Source organism: Sphingomonas mucosissima, from assembly GCF_002197665.1.
Taxonomy (GTDB): domain Bacteria; phylum Pseudomonadota; class Alphaproteobacteria; order Sphingomonadales; family Sphingomonadaceae; genus Sphingomonas; species Sphingomonas mucosissima.
Genome location: NZ_NBBJ01000001.1, coordinates 874,300 through 888,946 on the forward strand (window position 1 = coordinate 874,300; position 14,647 = coordinate 888,946).

The window sequence follows — 14,647 nt, forward strand, 5'->3', positions numbered from 1 at the left end:
CAGCGTCGCGCCCGGCCGACGACCGCCCGGGCCCACCGGGCGTGTCGATCGACGACGCGGCTTTGCCGCGGCGGGCGTGGCTCTTTGGAACGCCACTAAGCCACCTCGACGATTGGCCCCGACGACAAATTGCGCGCACGGCGCGGTCGATCGCATCGATTGCACTTCATCACGACACGCCCGTGGTATACGCTGGCGAGATGAGAGCCATCGTGATGCTGGCCGTGGCGGCCGCCCTTCCCATAGTTGCTGGCTGCGGTTCGTCCGATGGCGCAGCGGAGAACGGGGCTGCACCAGCGGTAACGATCCTGATGTCCGACGCCATCGCCGTCGACGGCGCTACCGGGGTCTATACGCACGCGGACGGCGGGACGAAGACACAAATCAGGTTTCCCATCGCCGCGGATCGCGTCGATCCAAATCTCTACCATGATGTTCAGCGGATCGGCGAGGGCGGAGGCGTCGTTGCCGTGCTGGACACCTATGGTAGCGAGGGCGGCGGTGAGCGCTGTGCGAACGGGCGGGAATCATGGCTGCGACTATTCTCTGTCACCAAGCGAGATCTGATCGATTCCATTCCGGTCAGTAGCTGTCTCGATCAGGTCGCGGCAGGCGAGCCGAGTGTAACCTGGTCGGACGACAGCTTCACCATCACCGGGAAAGAACCTCATCACTTTAAAATCGTCAGCGGCGCGGTCATCAGGGAGTAGGAGCGCGGATGGCCGACCATATTGACCAAGTCGTCGTCGCAGATCGCGACATGCTCGTCCGCATGTGGCTCACCGAGGCCGTTGCCACAGGCAAGATGACGCAAGCCGTCGCGGACAAGCATTGGAACGATTATTCGGACAATTGGCACACACTCGCCAATTATTTTTCCGCCGGCGGTGACGCGATGCTGATCCGCAAGCTTGTGCAAGAGACCGGGATTCGGGGACGGTGCTACTTCAAAACCTACAATGGCAAGCTGCACGTCGTGTTCAAAGGATATCCGGGGCTCCGCCGCGTCCTGACGGGAACAAAATACGGCGCAATCCACCCAAAGGTTGTGGGGCTGGGCATAGGTAAAGCCGGGGTGGCCAAGTCCGCTAAAGGTGGCACGATCGTGTCGGTCGTATTGCTTACCGCTTGGAACATCGTCGACTATGTCATTCGTGACGACGCCACGCTGGGGCAAATGCTTGGTGGTATCGCCGGGGATGTCAGTAAAGCGCTGGTGGCCGGAGGCGTGGGTTATGCCGCGGCGGCTACGGCGGTCGCAATGGGGATGACGTTGGCGGCGGGGCCGCTGGTGATCGCAGTGGTGGTAGGGGTCGGTGTCGGTTGGGGGCTGGACGCGCTCGACAAGAAGTATCGCTTCACCGAGCGTCTTCAGAAACAACTCGATGAAGGCATCGCCGAACTAGGGCGGCAAAAGCAGGCACTGGCCGCGCGGGGAAGGAACACCGCATTTCGGGCGGCTGGGAACGTGATCGACCTAATCCGTGACGCGGCTATCGCCGAGGCGAAACGGCAAATGCGCGACATGTTCTGGAAACTGCTCCCACGCTATCCGACATTGCGATGACGGGCGAGCGGCGTCGTGCGGCCCTGACGATGGCGGGCATCGGCGTGGCGCTGTCGGCGCTGTGCGGATGGCTGCTGGTAGACTCGATCAGCACCTTCTTGTCAGCGTGGCGCGAAGGTGCGCCGGAGGTGCGGGTGTCCGGCGGCGACGTGGGGATGCTCGTGCTGATGCCGATCTTCGCCGGGCTGGCGATCTACGGGTTTGCCGCGATTTTTGGAGACGGCGCGATCGTGCAGCGGATTGGCGTTGTCACGATTGTGGCTGCGCTGATCACGCTACCGCTGGCACTTGGCGGATCATGGGCGTTTCAAAACTGGGCGGAAGAGCGGTTGAAGGCACGGGGCTATGTGCGATGCGGTGCAGAGCGCGTAGGTCGCTTTCCTTCGACGACGATGTGCAAGCGCGGCGCTCTGCCACCGCGGATATGAGGCAAGGAGTTCGATTGCGCATTCGGGTTCGGTAAGTCGATCGACTCGTCAGGTGATCGTCCGGCGATCATCGACGGGGCGCTTCCACGACGGTTGCTAAAATTCGCTTAGCGCCCCGCAGCCTCCTTGAACGTTGCCCAAGTCTCCTCGTTCGCGCTTGCCTCCCACACCGCCTGCGACGCCGCGATGCGCCGCTGGGCCTCGGCGCGGGCGTGCTGGCGCTCCTTCGCCGTGTCGCCCTGAAAGTCCATGTTCGAGTGCGGCAGGAACTTGCGCAGGTCGATCGGCGGGCGGGGCGGCTCGCCGGCGGCTTCCCAGATGTCGCGGCGGATCTTGTCGAGGACGTGGGTGAGCGTGCCGCAGTTGATCTGGTGCTCGTACATGGACTCGCCGCCAGTCTCGAGGGTGTGCATGTCGATGATGTCCATGCGGTGGCCGCAGCCTTCCAGGATCAGCTCAAAGAAGTTGAGCTGGCGCAGGTAGAAATCGGCGGCGGCCCAATTGCCGGCGAGGCGCTCGCGGCGCTCGGCCTGCACCTTGATCTGATAGGTGCGCATGAGGTGAACGAGGAATTCCTCGTTGCTTTGCTTGTCGGCCTCAGCCTCGGCGGCGGCGCGGCGGGCGGCGGCCTCCTCGCGCTCGCGGCAGAGGGGGCATTGCTGGGCCGCCTCGCGCGCGATCGTGTCAGGGTGCCTGGTGCCGGGGGCCAGCGCGGCGTTGTTGTAGCGATCGGGCAGGTGGTGCTTCAGCATGAACATCAGCAGGCGATCATTGTACCAGCGGCGCTCGCCGACCTGCTCGCCCTTGTGGAAGACGGGGATGGGGACGCCCTCCACCGCGCGCTCCATGGCGATATCGGTGAGGCGCTGGACGCCGCTGGCGAGCGCGGCCTCCCACGCGGCGCGGAAGCTGTCCGCGCCGGGGTGCAAGCGCATCTGGTAGGCGCCCTCCGTGGTCTTACCGATGCGGCGGGCGGCGGCCTTTACCGATCCGGTTTCGGCGAGCGCGTGGATGAAGCCGCGCTGCCGCTCCGCCGTCCAGCCATCGTGGCGGTGGCGGCGGGGGACGGGGGCGAAGGCGAGCGGGTCGGCGCCTGGTGCTGCGGACGGGGCGGGCTCGGGCTCGGCTGGCGGGCTGGGAAGGGCTGGCTGCATGAGGCCGAACATACCGCGAACATGCTGATGTAGGACAGCCCCTCGCGCCGGGGTGTGTGGGTGGTGGGGAGGGCCGGTCAGCCCTCCAGCACCACCTCGTTGCTCATAAGGCGGGGGAAGAAGCCCTCGTGCGCGGTGCGCAGCGCGTCGAGCGTGACGACGTCGTCGCGGTTCGGCCGCTCGAAGATCAGGCGCTTGCCGCCGGTGCGGCCCATCGGCTCGGCCTCGACATTGGCCTCGAGCGCGGCCTGGAGGAAATCGGCCAGCGCGTGATCGTGGACGGTGACGATGTAGACGCCCTGATCCTCGCCGAAGAAGGACGGCGCGCAGCCGAAGGGCTGCTTGCGATCGATCATCGCGCCGATGTTCCCGGCGAGCGCCATTTCGGCGAGCGTGACGGCGATGCCGCCATCGGAAACGTCGTGGACGGCGGAGAGCTGGCCCTTGTCGATCGCGCTGCGGATGAGATCGCCAGTCGCCTTCTCCTGCGCCAGATCGACGCGGGGCGGGGGGCCTTCCTCGCGGCCGTGGACTTCGCGCAGCCAGAGCGATTGGCCGAGATCGCCGCGGCGCGTGCCGACGACGAGGATGATGTCGCCCGTGCCCTTGAAGGCGATGGTGGCGGACTTGGTCCAGTCCTGCATCAGGCCGACGCCGCCGATCGCGGGGGTGGGGAGGATCGCGCTGCCGCCGCCGGTCGCCTTGCTCTCGTTGTAGAGCGAGACGTTGCCGGAGACGATGGGGTAGTCGAGCGCGCGGCACGCCTGCGCCATGCCGTCGAGGCAGCCGACGATCTGGCCCATGATCTCCGGGCGCTGCGGGTTGGCGAAGTTGAGGCAGTTGGTGATCGCGAGCGGCTTTGCGCCGACGGCGGTCAGGTTGCGCCAGGTTTCGGCGACGGCCTGCTTCCCGCCCTCGACCGGATCAGCATAGCAATAGCGCGGGGTGCAATCGGTGGTGATCGCCAGCGCCTTCTCCGTCCCATGGACGCGCACCACCGCGGCGTCGCCGCCCGGGCGCTGCACGGTGTCGGCGCCGACCATGTGATCGTATTGCTCCCAGATCCAGCGGCGGCTGGCGACGTCGGGCGAGCCCATCAGCGTGACGAGATCGGCCGCGATGTCCTTGCACTCCGGCACGTTGACCAGCGCCTTGGCGGGCGGGGTGGGGACGTGCGGGCGTTCGTAGAGCGGGGCCTCGTCAGCGAGCGGGGCGAGCGGGATGTCGCAGACGGTGTCGCCCTTCCACTTCAGCACCATGCGGCCCGTGTCGGTGACATGGCCGATGACGGCAAAGTCGAGCTCCCACTTGCGGAAGATTGCCTCGGCGAAGGCCTCGCGGCCCGGCTTCAGCACCATCAGCATGCGCTCCTGCGATTCGGAGAGCATCATCTCGTAGGGCGTCATGCCCTCTTCACGCTGCGGCACGTCGTCCATGATCAGTTCGATGCCGACGCCGCCCTTGGACGCCATCTCGACGCTGGAGGAAGTGAGGCCGGCGGCGCCCATGTCCTGGATCGCGACGATCGCGTCGGAGGCCATCAGTTCGAGGCAGGCCTCGATCAGCAGCTTTTCGGTGAAGGGATCGCCGACCTGCACCGTTGGGCGCTTCTCCTCGGCATCCTCTCCGAAATCGGCGGAGGCCATGGTGGCGCCGTGGATGCCGTCGCGGCCGGTCTTGGAGCCGACATAGACGATCGGATTGCCGATCCCTGACGCGGCCGAATAGAAGATCTTGTCCTGATCGGCGACGCCGACGGTCATCGCGTTGACGAGGATGTTGCCGTCATAGGCCGGGTGAAAGTTCACCTCGCCGCCAACGGTGGGCACGCCGACGCAATTGCCATAGCCGCCGATGCCGTGGACGACGCCCGAGATCAGGTGGCGCATCTTGGGGTGATCGGGGCGACCGAAGCGGAGCGCGTTCATGTTCGCGATCGGTCGCGCGCCCATGGTGAAGACGTCGCGCAGGATGCCGCCGACGCCCGTCGCCGCGCCCTGATAGGGCTCGATGTACGAGGGGTGGTTGTGCGACTCCATCTTGAAGATCGCAGCCTGGCCATCGCCAATGTCGATCACGCCGGCATTCTCGCCGGGGCCGCAGATCACCCAGGGAGCTTCCGTCGGCAGCTTCTTCAGGTGGATTCGCGACGATTTGTAGGAGCAATGCTCCGACCACATCACCGAGAAGATGCCCAGTTCCACCAAATTCGGCTCGCGGCCGAGCGCGTGGAGGACGCGATCATATTCCTCGGGGCTAAGGCCGTGTTCGGCGACGACTTCTGGCGTGATGGCGGTCATGCGCGCGCGATAGCGGGGGAGGACGGCGGTGTCACCATGCGGGTGCGAGAGAGGGGCCCGAAGCGGGGATGGCGCGGCCCGCGCCGCCGGGCTCATCGACGGTCGCAGAGTGCCGGGCAAACTCACATGAGCGAGGTTCGCGGCACCGTGGATACCGGGACAAGCCCGGCATGACGGGGCTGCGAGGCGTTGCGGTTAGCGCCGGCGGCGGCGGACGCGATCGCGCAGGCGGCCCAGCAGCGGGCGGCGCTTGGCAAAGGCTTCGAACATTTCGTCGGGGCCCTCGGGATCGAGGACCTTGTTGTCGGCGAGCCATTGCTGAACCGCGTTCAGATCCGGCACGTCATATGGCACGAGCGTCTTGCCCTCGCCGCGTAGCGACTCGATCGCGCCGATTAGCCCGCGTTCGGCGATCGCCTGGGTGACGGCAGCGGGCTCGACCGCGAGATGCTCGGCGATCAGATCATCGCGGATCGCTGCGATACGGGCGCGTTCGTGCGGCCCGCCTTGTTCGATCGTCACGTCGCATTCGGTATCGAGGCGAAGCGAGCGGTTGTTGAAGTTGGAGGAACCGATGCGGATGACTTCCTCATCGATCACCAGCACCTTGGCATGAACATAGATCGGCGTCCCGCCCGCAGTATGGGGGTGGTACATGCGCAGGCGATCATGCGTGTCGCGTTTCTTGAGCGCTTCGAACAGGCGCGCGCGTGCCGTGTCCATTGCGATCGGCTCAAGCCAGCCCTGCGCCGTGACCGGATTGATGATCACGATCTCCGGCCCGTCGGGTTCGTCCAGCCGCCGGGCGATCGCTTCCGCTACGCGGCGCGAGGCGAAATACTGGCTTTCGGCGTAGATGAACCGCTTCGCGCGGGCGATCAGCGCGAGATAGAGATGCTCGATCTCGCGCAGCGCTTCCTGCCCGCCATGTTCGGGTTGCGACCGCGAGATGGCGACGTCGACGTCCTCGAAATCGGGCTCGAGATCGGGTGGCCAGCAATCGCTCGTGGTGCTCGGCGCCGCAATCTCCCCGCCACCCGCGATCTGCCAGCGGGTGCGGCACAGATCACCGAGCGCAACCGCAACCGGCCCCTGCAGCGCGGTGGTGGCGTCATGCCATGGCTTGTTCGGCCAGCCATGCGGCGAGGTGCGGTGCGGATGGTCATCCTCGTGCGCGCGCGTGTCCCAGCGCTCGTCGGTCATGTCGATGCCGCCGCAAAAGGCGAGGCAGTCATCGATGACGACGATCTTCTGGTGATGCGATGCGCCGACCGGATGGTGAGCATCGAGCTTCAGGTGGATTTGCTTGCTAAGAAAACGCCACTTGGTGAGCGTCAGCAGCGTCTTGCCGCGGAGCAGCGTCTTCAGCGCGCCTTTGTCCCAACGCAGGATATAGACGTGGAGATCGGGGCGGCGCTTCACGAGCCAGGTGATGAACTCGCCGACTTCGGTGGGCACGCCCGGCGGATCATCATTCCAGGCGAGGTTGATACGGGCGTCGAAATCCCAGCCGACCAGCAGGATCTGCTTTTGCGCCTTTATCATCGCCGCACGGGCAAGGCGGAAATACGCGTCGGCGTCGATCACCACCGCCGCGCGGGTGGCGCGCTCGATGCGCCAGTGAGTCTCGTCGGGCAGGTTCACAATATGTCGTGGACGCGTTCGGAAGGCCGCGCGAGCACGACCCCCTTGTCGGTTTCAACGAGCGGACGCTCGATCGTGGCGGGGTCGGCGGCCATGGTATCAAGCGCATCTTCGTCGCTCGTGGCCTTGGGTGCATCCTTACGCAAACCGTCGCGCGGTGCGATCCCCGCGCGGGCATAAAGACGGGCGAGTTCCTCCCGGCCCGGCGGCGTCTTGAGGTACTCGACGATCGTCACGTCAGCGCCGGCAGCATGGAGGAGCGCCAGCGCCTCGCGCGATTTCGAGCAGCGGGGATTGTGCCAGATCGTCGCCTTCAATGCCGCGCCCCCTTGCCGGTCTGATGTTGCTCCTGACACCCCTGTGTGAAGGTGCGATGTTTCTCCCGTGCGTCACGCCGGGCGCGTTCCGGCATCCGCCTGTCGCACCCCACCCGGCTGAAGGATGGGCGGACAGGTGGATGCCGTTACCGGGCCGGCATGGCGCGCAGGGATCAGGCCTGCTTAGCCAGCCATTCCTCCAGCCACTTGATCGTATAATCCCCCTCCTGGAAGTCCGGTTCGTCCAGCAGCGCCTGGTGCAGCGGAATGGTGGTCTTCATCCCGTCGATCACGAACTCCTCCAGCGCACGGCGCAGGCGGCGAAGCGCGCCCTGGCGGGTGGTGCCGTACACGATCAGCTTGGCGATCATGCTGTCGTAATACGGCGGCACCTTGTAGCCGGCGTAGAGCCCCGAATCGACGCGCACGTGCATGCCGCCGGGTGCGTAATATTGCTTCACGAGGCCGGGCGAGGGCGCAAAGGTACGCGGATCCTCGGCATTGATGCGGCATTCGATGGCATGGCCGCGGAAGACGACATCTTCCTGGCGAAGCGTCAGCGGATGACCCTCCGCGATGCGGATCTGCTCGCGGACGAGATCAAGGCCAGTGATCGCCTCCGTCACCGGATGCTCCACCTGGAGGCGGGTGTTCATCTCGATGAAGTAGAACTCACCATTTTCCCACAGGAATTCGATCGTGCCCGCGCCGCGATAGCCCATGTCGGCCATCGCCTTGGCGACGATGCCGCCCATCCGCTCACGCTCTTCGGGCGTGATGACGGGCGAGGGGGCTTCCTCCAGCACCTTCTGATGGCGGCGCTGGAGCGAGCAGTCACGCTCGCCCAGGTGGATGGCATTGCCGTTGCCGTCGCCGAACACCTGGAATTCGATGTGCCGCGGATTGCCGAGGTACTTTTCCATGTAGACGGTGGCGTCGCCGAAGGCGGACTTCGCCTCGTTGCCGGCCTGCGCCATCAACGTTTCCATCTGGTCCTCGGACGGCACCACCTTCATGCCGCGGCCGCCGCCACCCGACGCTGCCTTGATCAGCACGGGATAGCCGATCTCGGCGGCGAGGCGCTTCGCTTCCGCCACGTCGGTGATCGCGCCATCGGATCCGGGGACCAGCGGCAGGCCCAGCGCGCCGGCGGTGCGCTTCGCCTCCACCTTGTCGCCCATGGTGCGGATATGCTCGGGCTTGGGCCCGACGAAGATCAGCCCGTGCGCCTCGACGATCTCGGCGAACTTCGCATTCTCGCTGAGAAAGCCATAGCCCGGATGGATCGCATCCGCGCCGGAGATTTCCGCCGCGGAAATGATGTTGGCGATGTTGAGATAGCTTCCCGTTGCCGCCGGCGGCCCGATGCAGATCGCCTGATCCGCGAGGCGGACGTGCATGGCGTCGGTATCGGCGGTGGAATGCACCGCGACGGTCTTGATCCCCATTTCATGGCAGGCGCGGTGGATGCGCAGCGCGATCTCACCGCGATTGGCGATCAGGAGTTTCTTGATCTCGGGCATGTTACTCGACGACCACCAGCGGCTGGTCGAATTCGACCGGCTGGCCATTGTCGACCAGGATGGCCTTCACCGTGCCGGCGCTTGGCGCGGTGATCGGGTTCATCACCTTCATCGCCTCGACGATCAGCAGCGTGTCGCCGGCCTGCACCTGCTTGCCGACGGCGATGAAGGGCGCAGCGCCCGGCTCGGCCGCGAGATAGCAGGTGCCGACCATGGGCGAACGCACCGCATTGGCGAGCGAGGGCTCGGCCGCGGCAGGCTCTGCCGTGGGCAGCGCCGCCGTTGCGCTGGTGGCTGCCGGCGCTGTAGCCGCTGCCGGTGCCGCCGCGTGATAAACGGCGGGCGAAGCGACACTCGCGGCCTTCCGCGCCACGCGGATACGGCGATCCCCGTCCTCAACTTCAATCTCGGTGAGCTGTGTCGTGTCGAGCAGCTCGGCGAGCTGGCGGACGAGATCGACGTCGACCTTCATCGCTCCATGTTCCTTTTCGCTCATTGCGACCCTTTCCTGAACCGGGGGCGCGCTGTGTCAGAACCGAGCCGCTGCTTCAAGCGCGAGCAGGTACGACAGCGCACCAAAGCCCGCGATTGTTCCACGTGCGGCACGGCCGACGTAGGAGTGGTGGCGAAATTCTTCACGCGCATGCGGACTGGACAAATGCACCTCGATCACCGGGGTGCGGACGGATTTGATCGCATCATGGATGGCGATCGACGTGTGGGTAAAGGCGCCGGCATTCAGAATCACGGCGCGTGCGGCCTGCGCCTGCGCTTCGTGCAGCCAATCAACGAGATGGCCCTCGTGATTCGATTGCCGCATGTCGATCTCCAGCCCGAGTTCGCGGGCGCGATCCTCCAGCTGGCCGGCGATATCGTCCAGCGTGTCGTGCCCGTAGATCTCCGGCTCGCGCGTGCCGAGCAGGTTCAGGTTCGGCCCGTTCAGGACGTAGACCAGATTCTTCGGGACCGGATTTGTTGGGATCAGCGACAAGCGTGGCTCCTTCCTTGAACGCCATGTGCGCCAAGCCTAGGTGGAAGGCAATTCATCTGACCGAAGGACGAGGGCCCCCGTCGCCCCGCAAAGGACATCATGCCCCATACCGATGGAACCGTATCGATCACCGTGAACGGCGCGCACCGCCGCGTTACTGCCGGGCTGACGCTGGCGCAGCTGGCGACCGAGCTCGGGCTGATCCCGGAGAAAGTCGCCGTCGAGCGCAACCTGGAAGTGGTGCCGCGCTCCACGCTGACGCAGGTTTGCGTGGAGGATGGCGACGATATCGAGATCGTCCATTTCGTCGGCGGCGGCGATCATGGCGTGGCGGTCGACAGCGACAGCTGGACGGTGGCGGGGCAGACGTTTCGCTCGCGGCTGATCGTGGGCACCGGCAAGTACAAGGATTTCGCGCAGAATGCCGCCGCGGTCGAGGCGTCGGGCGCGGAGATCGTGACCGTGGCGGTGCGGCGCGTGAACGTCAGCGATCCGAACGCGCCGATGCTGACCGACTTCATCGACCCCAAGCGGTACACCTATCTTCCCAACACGGCAGGCTGCTTCACCGCCGACGATGCGATCCGTACGCTGCGGCTGGCGCGCGAAGCGGGCGGCTGGGATCTGGTAAAGCTGGAAGTGCTGGGCGAGGCGCGCACGCTGTATCCCGACATGCGCGAGACGCTGAAGGCGACCGAAGTCCTGGTAAAGGAAGGCTTCAAGCCGATGGTCTATTGCGTCGACGATCCGATCGCCGCGAAGCAGCTGGAAGAAGCCGGCGCCGTGGCGATCATGCCGCTGGGCGCGCCGATCGGTTCGGGGCTTGGCATCCAGAACCGGGTGACGATCCGGCTGATCGTAGAGGGCGCCAATGTGCCGGTGCTGGTCGACGCGGGCGTCGGCACCGCGAGCGACGCGGCGGTGGCAATGGAGCTGGGCTGCGACGGCGTGCTGATGAATACCGCGATCGCCGAGGCGAAGGACCCGGTGATGATGGCCGCCGCAATGAAAGCCGCGGTGGAAGCGGGGCGGCTGTCCTACCGCGCCGGGCGCATGGGCATCCGTCGCTACGCCGATCCCTCCTCGCCGCTCGCCGGGCTGATCTGAACGACGTTTGTCACCCGGCGGCGGGGCTTTACCCCCGCAGCCGTCGTGGCTTCCACGTCGCGACTCGGTAGCCATAAGCCAGAAGCATGATCACGATGAGCGCGACCACGGCCGGCCCGACGAAACGCTCCAGCCACTCCATCTTCAAGCCGAGATAGAGCCCCGCGCCGGCAAGCATCGCATTCCAGATGGCGCTGCCGCTGAAGGTGAACAGCAGAAATTTCCACAGCGGCATGCGCGACATGCCGGCCGGCAGCGACACTAGCGTGCGAAACGTCGGCAGGAAGCGGAAGACGAAGATCACCCAATGACCGTACTTCTGAAAGAAGCGGTTCAGATGCTCCACGTCCTCCCATTCCATCGTCATCCAGCGTGAATGACGGTCGACGAACGGCCTGAATCGGTTGATGCCCATCCGGCGCCCGATCTCATACCAGAACATGTTTCCGGCGGTGGTGCCGAGCGTGGCCCAGAAGATAAGCCATCCCAGGTCCATGTTGCCGCGCGCCACCGCCATGCCGCCCAGGCCCATGATCACCTCCGACGGGATCGGTGGGATGATGTTCTCCAGTGCCATCAGCAGGAAAATGCCGAAGTATCCCGCGCGGGAGATCAGATCGATAATGAAGTCTGTCATCGGCGGGCAGCGTTCATCCGGTAAGGGTCAGCGAAACGGCGCGTATCACGGTCGCGCGCCGGCAATCGATGTGCTTGCCCGATGGCAGACGCCGGGGTAGCGGACAGGTTCCTGCGGGCGGGCCCGACCGCCTGCCGATGCGTCAGCGCGCCGCCACCCGGCGCTCAATCGCGTCCCAGATCAGGCCGGCCACGTCGGTGCCGTCGAACCGCTCGATCGCGACGATCCCGGTTGGCGAGGTGACGTTGATCTCGGTAAGCCACTCGCCGGCGATCACGTCGATCCCGACGAAGATCAGCCCGCGGCGCTTCAGCTCCGGGCCGAGCGCGTCGCAGATCTCGCGCTCGCGCGGCGTCAGTTCGGTTTTCTCGGCGGAGCCGCCGACCGCAAGGTTGCTGCGGAATTCGCCTTCGCCCGGCAGCCGGTTGATCGCGCCGGCGACCTCCCCGTCGACCAGCACGATGCGCTTGTCGCCCTGTGCCACGCCCGGGAGGAACGCCTGCACCATGTGCGGCTCGCGCCACGTCTGGTTGAACACCTCGATCAGCGCGGAAAGGTTCTCGCCCTCCGGCCCGACGCGGAAGATCGCCTTGCCGCCATTGCCGTGGAGCGGCTTCACGACGATCGCGCCGTGCTGCTTCAGGAACGCACGCGCCTCGTCAAGCGAACGGGTGACGAGCGTGGGCGGCATGAAGCGCGCGTAATCGAGCACGAAGACCTTCTCGGGCGCGTTGCGGACGCTCACCGGATCGTTGACCACCAAGGTACGGTCGGCGATGCGCTCCAGGAGGTGCGTGGCGGTGATGTAGCCAAGATCAAACGGCGGATCCTGGCGCATCAGGACGACATCCGCTTCCGCGCCCAGATCCAGGCTGACGGGATCGCCGGCGTCGAAGTGATTGCCGACCTCGCGCCGCACGGTGACGGGCCGGGCCTTGGTCCACAGCCGGCCGTCGGACCAGTTCAGATCCTCCGCGGCATAATGGAACAGCCGGTGGCCGCGCTTCTGCGCCGACAGCATCAGCGCAAAGCTCGAATCCCCCGCGATGTTGATCGTTTCGAGCGGGTCCATCTGGACGGCGACGGTCAGGGCCAAGGTGTTTCTCCACGCGAGGGTGCGTGGCGGGAGGTAGGCGCGGGAAACGCGATTGTCACCCGATCCAGGCGTTCTCGATGTGTCGCGGGTGCGTGCCGGGCGCGAGCAGGATGACGTCGACACGGATGTCCTCGCCGTTCGCGGCATAGCGGCCCATCAGATATTCCGCTGCCGCGGCGACGCGCGAGAGCCGCCGCTGATCAATGGCGAAATCCAGCTCGGCAGCCGACGCGCGGGACTTTACCTCGACGAATGCAACGAGCGCGCCGCGCTTGGCGACCAAGTCGACTTCGCCGGCGGGTGTGCGCACGCGCCGGTCAAGGATCGTCCAGCCTTTCAGGCGTAGCCACCACGCCGCAAGCCGCTCGCCGCGACGGCCGGCGGCCTCGGCCACCCGGCGGTCGTCAATGCTGCGGGCAGGGCGGGAGCGGAGCATCGCGGCACTGTGCCCGGTTTTCGGGCGCGGGCAAAGCGGCTGCGTCGAACCTCGATAGAGGGGACGGTGCGCGGCGAAGGGGTAGCGAAACCGGGACAGCGGAAACGCTGCGTTGCATCCACAGCCTGGCGCCACATTTGTTAACCTCTTCCGCTCTAGTGAAACGTTGTCCTACTGCGTTCGAGATTGAGCTATGCGTATCGATCAACTCCAGCCTACGCCGACGGCCGCCCAACCGCTTGAGATACCCGCAGAGCTGCTTGCCAGCGTACATCGGCATCAGGCGCACCTGAGCGCGCTTGTTGCCAGCATGCGCGCGGCCGGGATCGCTAGCGAGGCGATCGAGGCGAGCGTCCGAACCCTCGTCGATAGTTATGCCGATGAACTCACAACGGCGATCCGCAGCATGATGCGGCAAGATAGCCATGATTGACTCGTTGCTGAGCGATGAACCCGCGCGGATCGCCGCGCTGCAACGGCTGGACGTGCTCGACACCGCGGTCGAAGAGCCTTTCGAAAAGATCGTTACGCTTGTTCGAACGGTGCTTGCTGTTCCAATTGCAACCGTCACGCTCGTCGATCGAGACCGTCAATGGTTTAAAGCCAAGCGCGGCCTGGAAGCCGACCAAACCCCGCGTTCGGTTTCGTTCTGCACCCACACGATCAAACAACGCGAGCCTTTGATCGTCGAAGATGCAGAACTGGATCCGCGCTTTGCTGGCAGCGCACTGGTAGCGGGGCCGCCGCACATCAAGAGCTATGCCGGCATTCCACTGCGGACGCCGGAGGGCTACAACATCGGCTCTCTGTGCGCCATGGACACACGCCCGCGTCGCTTCAGCCCAGCCGACATCGCGATCATGTCAAATTTCGCGAGCATCGTTTGTGACGAGCTCGAGCTGCGGATGATTGCGCAGGTCGATCAACTGACAGGTGCCCTTACCCGCCGTGGTTTCATCGAGCACGCCGATCGGGAGATCGCGCGTACACGTCGGAACGGCCGCCCCGCCACGCTGGTGATGCTCGATCTGGATCACTTCAAATCGATCAACGACACTCATGGGCACGCGGTTGGCGATCAGGTCCTGCAGAAGGTCGCCGCGGTGGTGCGCGCTACGCTTCGGCCGAGCGACGTGCTCGGTCGACTGGGCGGTGAGGAGTTCGCGGTTCTGCTGCCGGAAACCGGCGCCGTTGAGGCAGCGACCGCGGTGGAACGCCTGCGGGGCATGATCGCGGCTCAGCCGATTGCGCTCGAGAACGCCAAGACGCTACATGTCACCGCCAGCTTCGGCGCTGCATCGCTTGATTCCGAAACCACGTCGTTCGTATCCTGGCTGAAGCAGGCGGATACGATGCTCTACGCTGCCAAAGCCGCTGGGCGGAACTGCGCGCGTTTCGCTACGTAACCCTAAGAAAATGCGGGCGGCCAACGATCCAGAATCTTGCC

16 protein-coding genes are annotated in these 14,647 nt (G+C 65.5%); 6 read left to right on the forward strand and 10 right to left on the reverse strand.

The genetic code is table 11. The annotated features are described in order from the left end of the window. Positions 1-41 precede the first annotated feature (41 nt). From SPMU_RS04175 to SPMU_RS04185, 3 genes are read left to right on the forward strand one after another with little or no spacing between them, the layout of a single operon-like run. Positions 42-710, forward strand: coding sequence for a hypothetical protein (locus SPMU_RS04175; RefSeq protein ID WP_140418404.1), 669 nt, complete (start codon positions 42-44; stop codon positions 708-710). Between the two features lie 8 nt (positions 711-718). After that, positions 719-1,567: a hypothetical protein gene (locus tag SPMU_RS04180; protein ID WP_088332195.1), complete on the forward strand. Its 849-nt coding sequence runs from the start codon at positions 719-721 to the stop codon at positions 1,565-1,567. Further along, the gene (locus SPMU_RS04185) at positions 1,564-1,995 is read left to right on the forward strand and encodes a hypothetical protein (protein WP_088332197.1); all 432 of its coding nucleotides are present in this window, start codon (positions 1,564-1,566) and stop codon (positions 1,993-1,995) included. Before SPMU_RS04180 ends, SPMU_RS04185 begins: the two co-directional genes overlap by 4 nt. A 107-nt stretch (positions 1,996-2,102) precedes the next feature. Here the strand turns inward: SPMU_RS04185 and SPMU_RS04190 are convergent, their stop codons facing one another. The 7 genes from SPMU_RS04190 to aroQ form a co-directional block, all read right to left on the reverse strand. Further along, positions 2,103-3,149, reverse strand: coding sequence for a hypothetical protein (locus tag SPMU_RS04190; protein ID WP_169715633.1), 1,047 nt, complete (start codon positions 3,147-3,149; stop codon positions 2,103-2,105). 77 nt (positions 3,150-3,226) lie between these two features. Next, on the reverse strand, positions 3,227-5,449 hold the full coding sequence (purL, locus tag SPMU_RS04195; RefSeq protein ID WP_088332201.1) for a phosphoribosylformylglycinamidine synthase subunit PurL: 2,223 nt from the start codon (positions 5,447-5,449) through the stop codon (positions 3,227-3,229). A gap of 195 nt (positions 5,450-5,644) precedes the next feature. Then, positions 5,645-7,093 (reverse strand): phospholipase D-like domain-containing protein, encoded by a 1,449-nt coding sequence (locus SPMU_RS04200; protein WP_245832746.1) that lies wholly within the window; start codon positions 7,091-7,093, stop codon positions 5,645-5,647. After that, positions 7,090-7,410, reverse strand: a complete 321-nt coding sequence (locus tag SPMU_RS04205; protein WP_088332203.1) for an ArsC/Spx/MgsR family protein — start codon at positions 7,408-7,410, stop codon at positions 7,090-7,092. The genes SPMU_RS04200 and SPMU_RS04205 overlap by 4 nt, the downstream gene beginning before the upstream one ends. A gap of 173 nt (positions 7,411-7,583) precedes the next feature. Continuing rightward, on the reverse strand, positions 7,584-8,933 hold the full coding sequence (gene accC / locus SPMU_RS04210; RefSeq protein WP_088332205.1) for an acetyl-CoA carboxylase biotin carboxylase subunit: 1,350 nt from the start codon (positions 8,931-8,933) through the stop codon (positions 7,584-7,586). Position 8,934: 1 nt separating this feature from the next. Beyond that, a complete protein-coding gene (gene accB / locus SPMU_RS04215) occupies positions 8,935-9,429 on the reverse strand; it encodes an acetyl-CoA carboxylase biotin carboxyl carrier protein (RefSeq protein WP_088332207.1) in 495 nt (164 codons plus the stop codon). Positions 9,430-9,462: 33 nt separating this feature from the next. Continuing rightward, positions 9,463-9,915, reverse strand: a complete 453-nt coding sequence (gene aroQ / locus SPMU_RS04220) for a type II 3-dehydroquinate dehydratase (RefSeq protein ID WP_425442141.1) — start codon at positions 9,913-9,915, stop codon at positions 9,463-9,465. Positions 9,916-10,023: 108 nt separating this feature from the next. Between aroQ and thiS the strand changes: the two genes are divergently transcribed. Beyond that, entirely contained in the window at positions 10,024-11,031 is a 1,008-nt protein-coding gene (gene thiS / locus SPMU_RS04225) for a sulfur carrier protein ThiS (protein ID WP_088332209.1), read from the forward strand. 28 nt (positions 11,032-11,059) lie between these two features. Here thiS and SPMU_RS04230 read toward each other — a convergent pair whose 3' ends face one another. From SPMU_RS04230 to SPMU_RS04240, 3 genes are all read right to left on the reverse strand, one after another. Then, on the reverse strand, positions 11,060-11,668 hold the full coding sequence (locus SPMU_RS04230) for a DedA family protein (protein WP_088332211.1): 609 nt from the start codon (positions 11,666-11,668) through the stop codon (positions 11,060-11,062). A gap of 142 nt (positions 11,669-11,810) precedes the next feature. Beyond that, positions 11,811-12,764: a glutathione synthase gene (gene gshB, locus SPMU_RS04235; RefSeq protein ID WP_088332213.1), complete on the reverse strand. Its 954-nt coding sequence runs from the start codon at positions 12,762-12,764 to the stop codon at positions 11,811-11,813. Between the two features lie 55 nt (positions 12,765-12,819). Continuing rightward, positions 12,820-13,200 carry a YraN family protein gene (locus SPMU_RS04240; RefSeq protein ID WP_140418407.1) on the reverse strand — a complete coding sequence of 127 codons (381 nt, stop codon included), beginning with the start codon at positions 13,198-13,200 and terminating at the stop codon, positions 12,820-12,822. Positions 13,201-13,393: 193 nt separating this feature from the next. Here SPMU_RS04240 and SPMU_RS04245 point away from each other — a divergent pair, with 193 nt between their 5' ends. Both SPMU_RS04245 and SPMU_RS04250 read left to right on the forward strand, forming a co-directional pair. Next, positions 13,394-13,633 (forward strand): hypothetical protein, encoded by a 240-nt coding sequence (locus SPMU_RS04245; protein ID WP_088332215.1) that lies wholly within the window; start codon positions 13,394-13,396, stop codon positions 13,631-13,633. Continuing rightward, a complete protein-coding gene (locus tag SPMU_RS04250) occupies positions 13,626-14,606 on the forward strand; it encodes a sensor domain-containing diguanylate cyclase (RefSeq protein ID WP_088332217.1) in 981 nt (326 codons plus the stop codon). The genes SPMU_RS04245 and SPMU_RS04250 overlap by 8 nt, the downstream gene beginning before the upstream one ends. Positions 14,607-14,647 lie beyond the last annotated feature (41 nt).

Excerpts from the sequence above, each read along its gene's own strand:
- purL (WP_088332201.1), bottom strand. The coding sequence starts at position 5,449 with ATGACCGCCATCACGCCAGAAGTCGTCGCCGAACACGGCCTTAGCCCC.
- SPMU_RS04250 (WP_088332217.1), top strand. The coding sequence starts at position 13,626 with ATGATTGACTCGTTGCTGAGCGATGAACCCGCGCGGATCGCCGCGCTG.
- SPMU_RS04230 (WP_088332211.1), bottom strand. The coding sequence starts at position 11,668 with ATGACAGACTTCATTATCGATCTGATCTCCCGCGCGGGATACTTCGGC.
- accB (WP_088332207.1), bottom strand. The coding sequence starts at position 9,429 with ATGAGCGAAAAGGAACATGGAGCGATGAAGGTCGACGTCGATCTCGTC.
- SPMU_RS04240 (WP_140418407.1), bottom strand. The coding sequence starts at position 13,200 with ATGCTCCGCTCCCGCCCTGCCCGCAGCATTGACGACCGCCGGGTGGCC.
- thiS (WP_088332209.1), top strand. The coding sequence starts at position 10,024 with ATGCCCCATACCGATGGAACCGTATCGATCACCGTGAACGGCGCGCAC.
- SPMU_RS04190 (WP_169715633.1), bottom strand. The coding sequence starts at position 3,149 with ATGCAGCCAGCCCTTCCCAGCCCGCCAGCCGAGCCCGAGCCCGCCCCG.
- SPMU_RS04245 (WP_088332215.1), top strand. The coding sequence starts at position 13,394 with ATGCGTATCGATCAACTCCAGCCTACGCCGACGGCCGCCCAACCGCTT.
- accC (WP_088332205.1), bottom strand. The coding sequence starts at position 8,933 with ATGCCCGAGATCAAGAAACTCCTGATCGCCAATCGCGGTGAGATCGCG.
- SPMU_RS04180 (WP_088332195.1), top strand. The coding sequence starts at position 719 with ATGGCCGACCATATTGACCAAGTCGTCGTCGCAGATCGCGACATGCTC.
- SPMU_RS04185 (WP_088332197.1), top strand. The coding sequence starts at position 1,564 with ATGACGGGCGAGCGGCGTCGTGCGGCCCTGACGATGGCGGGCATCGGC.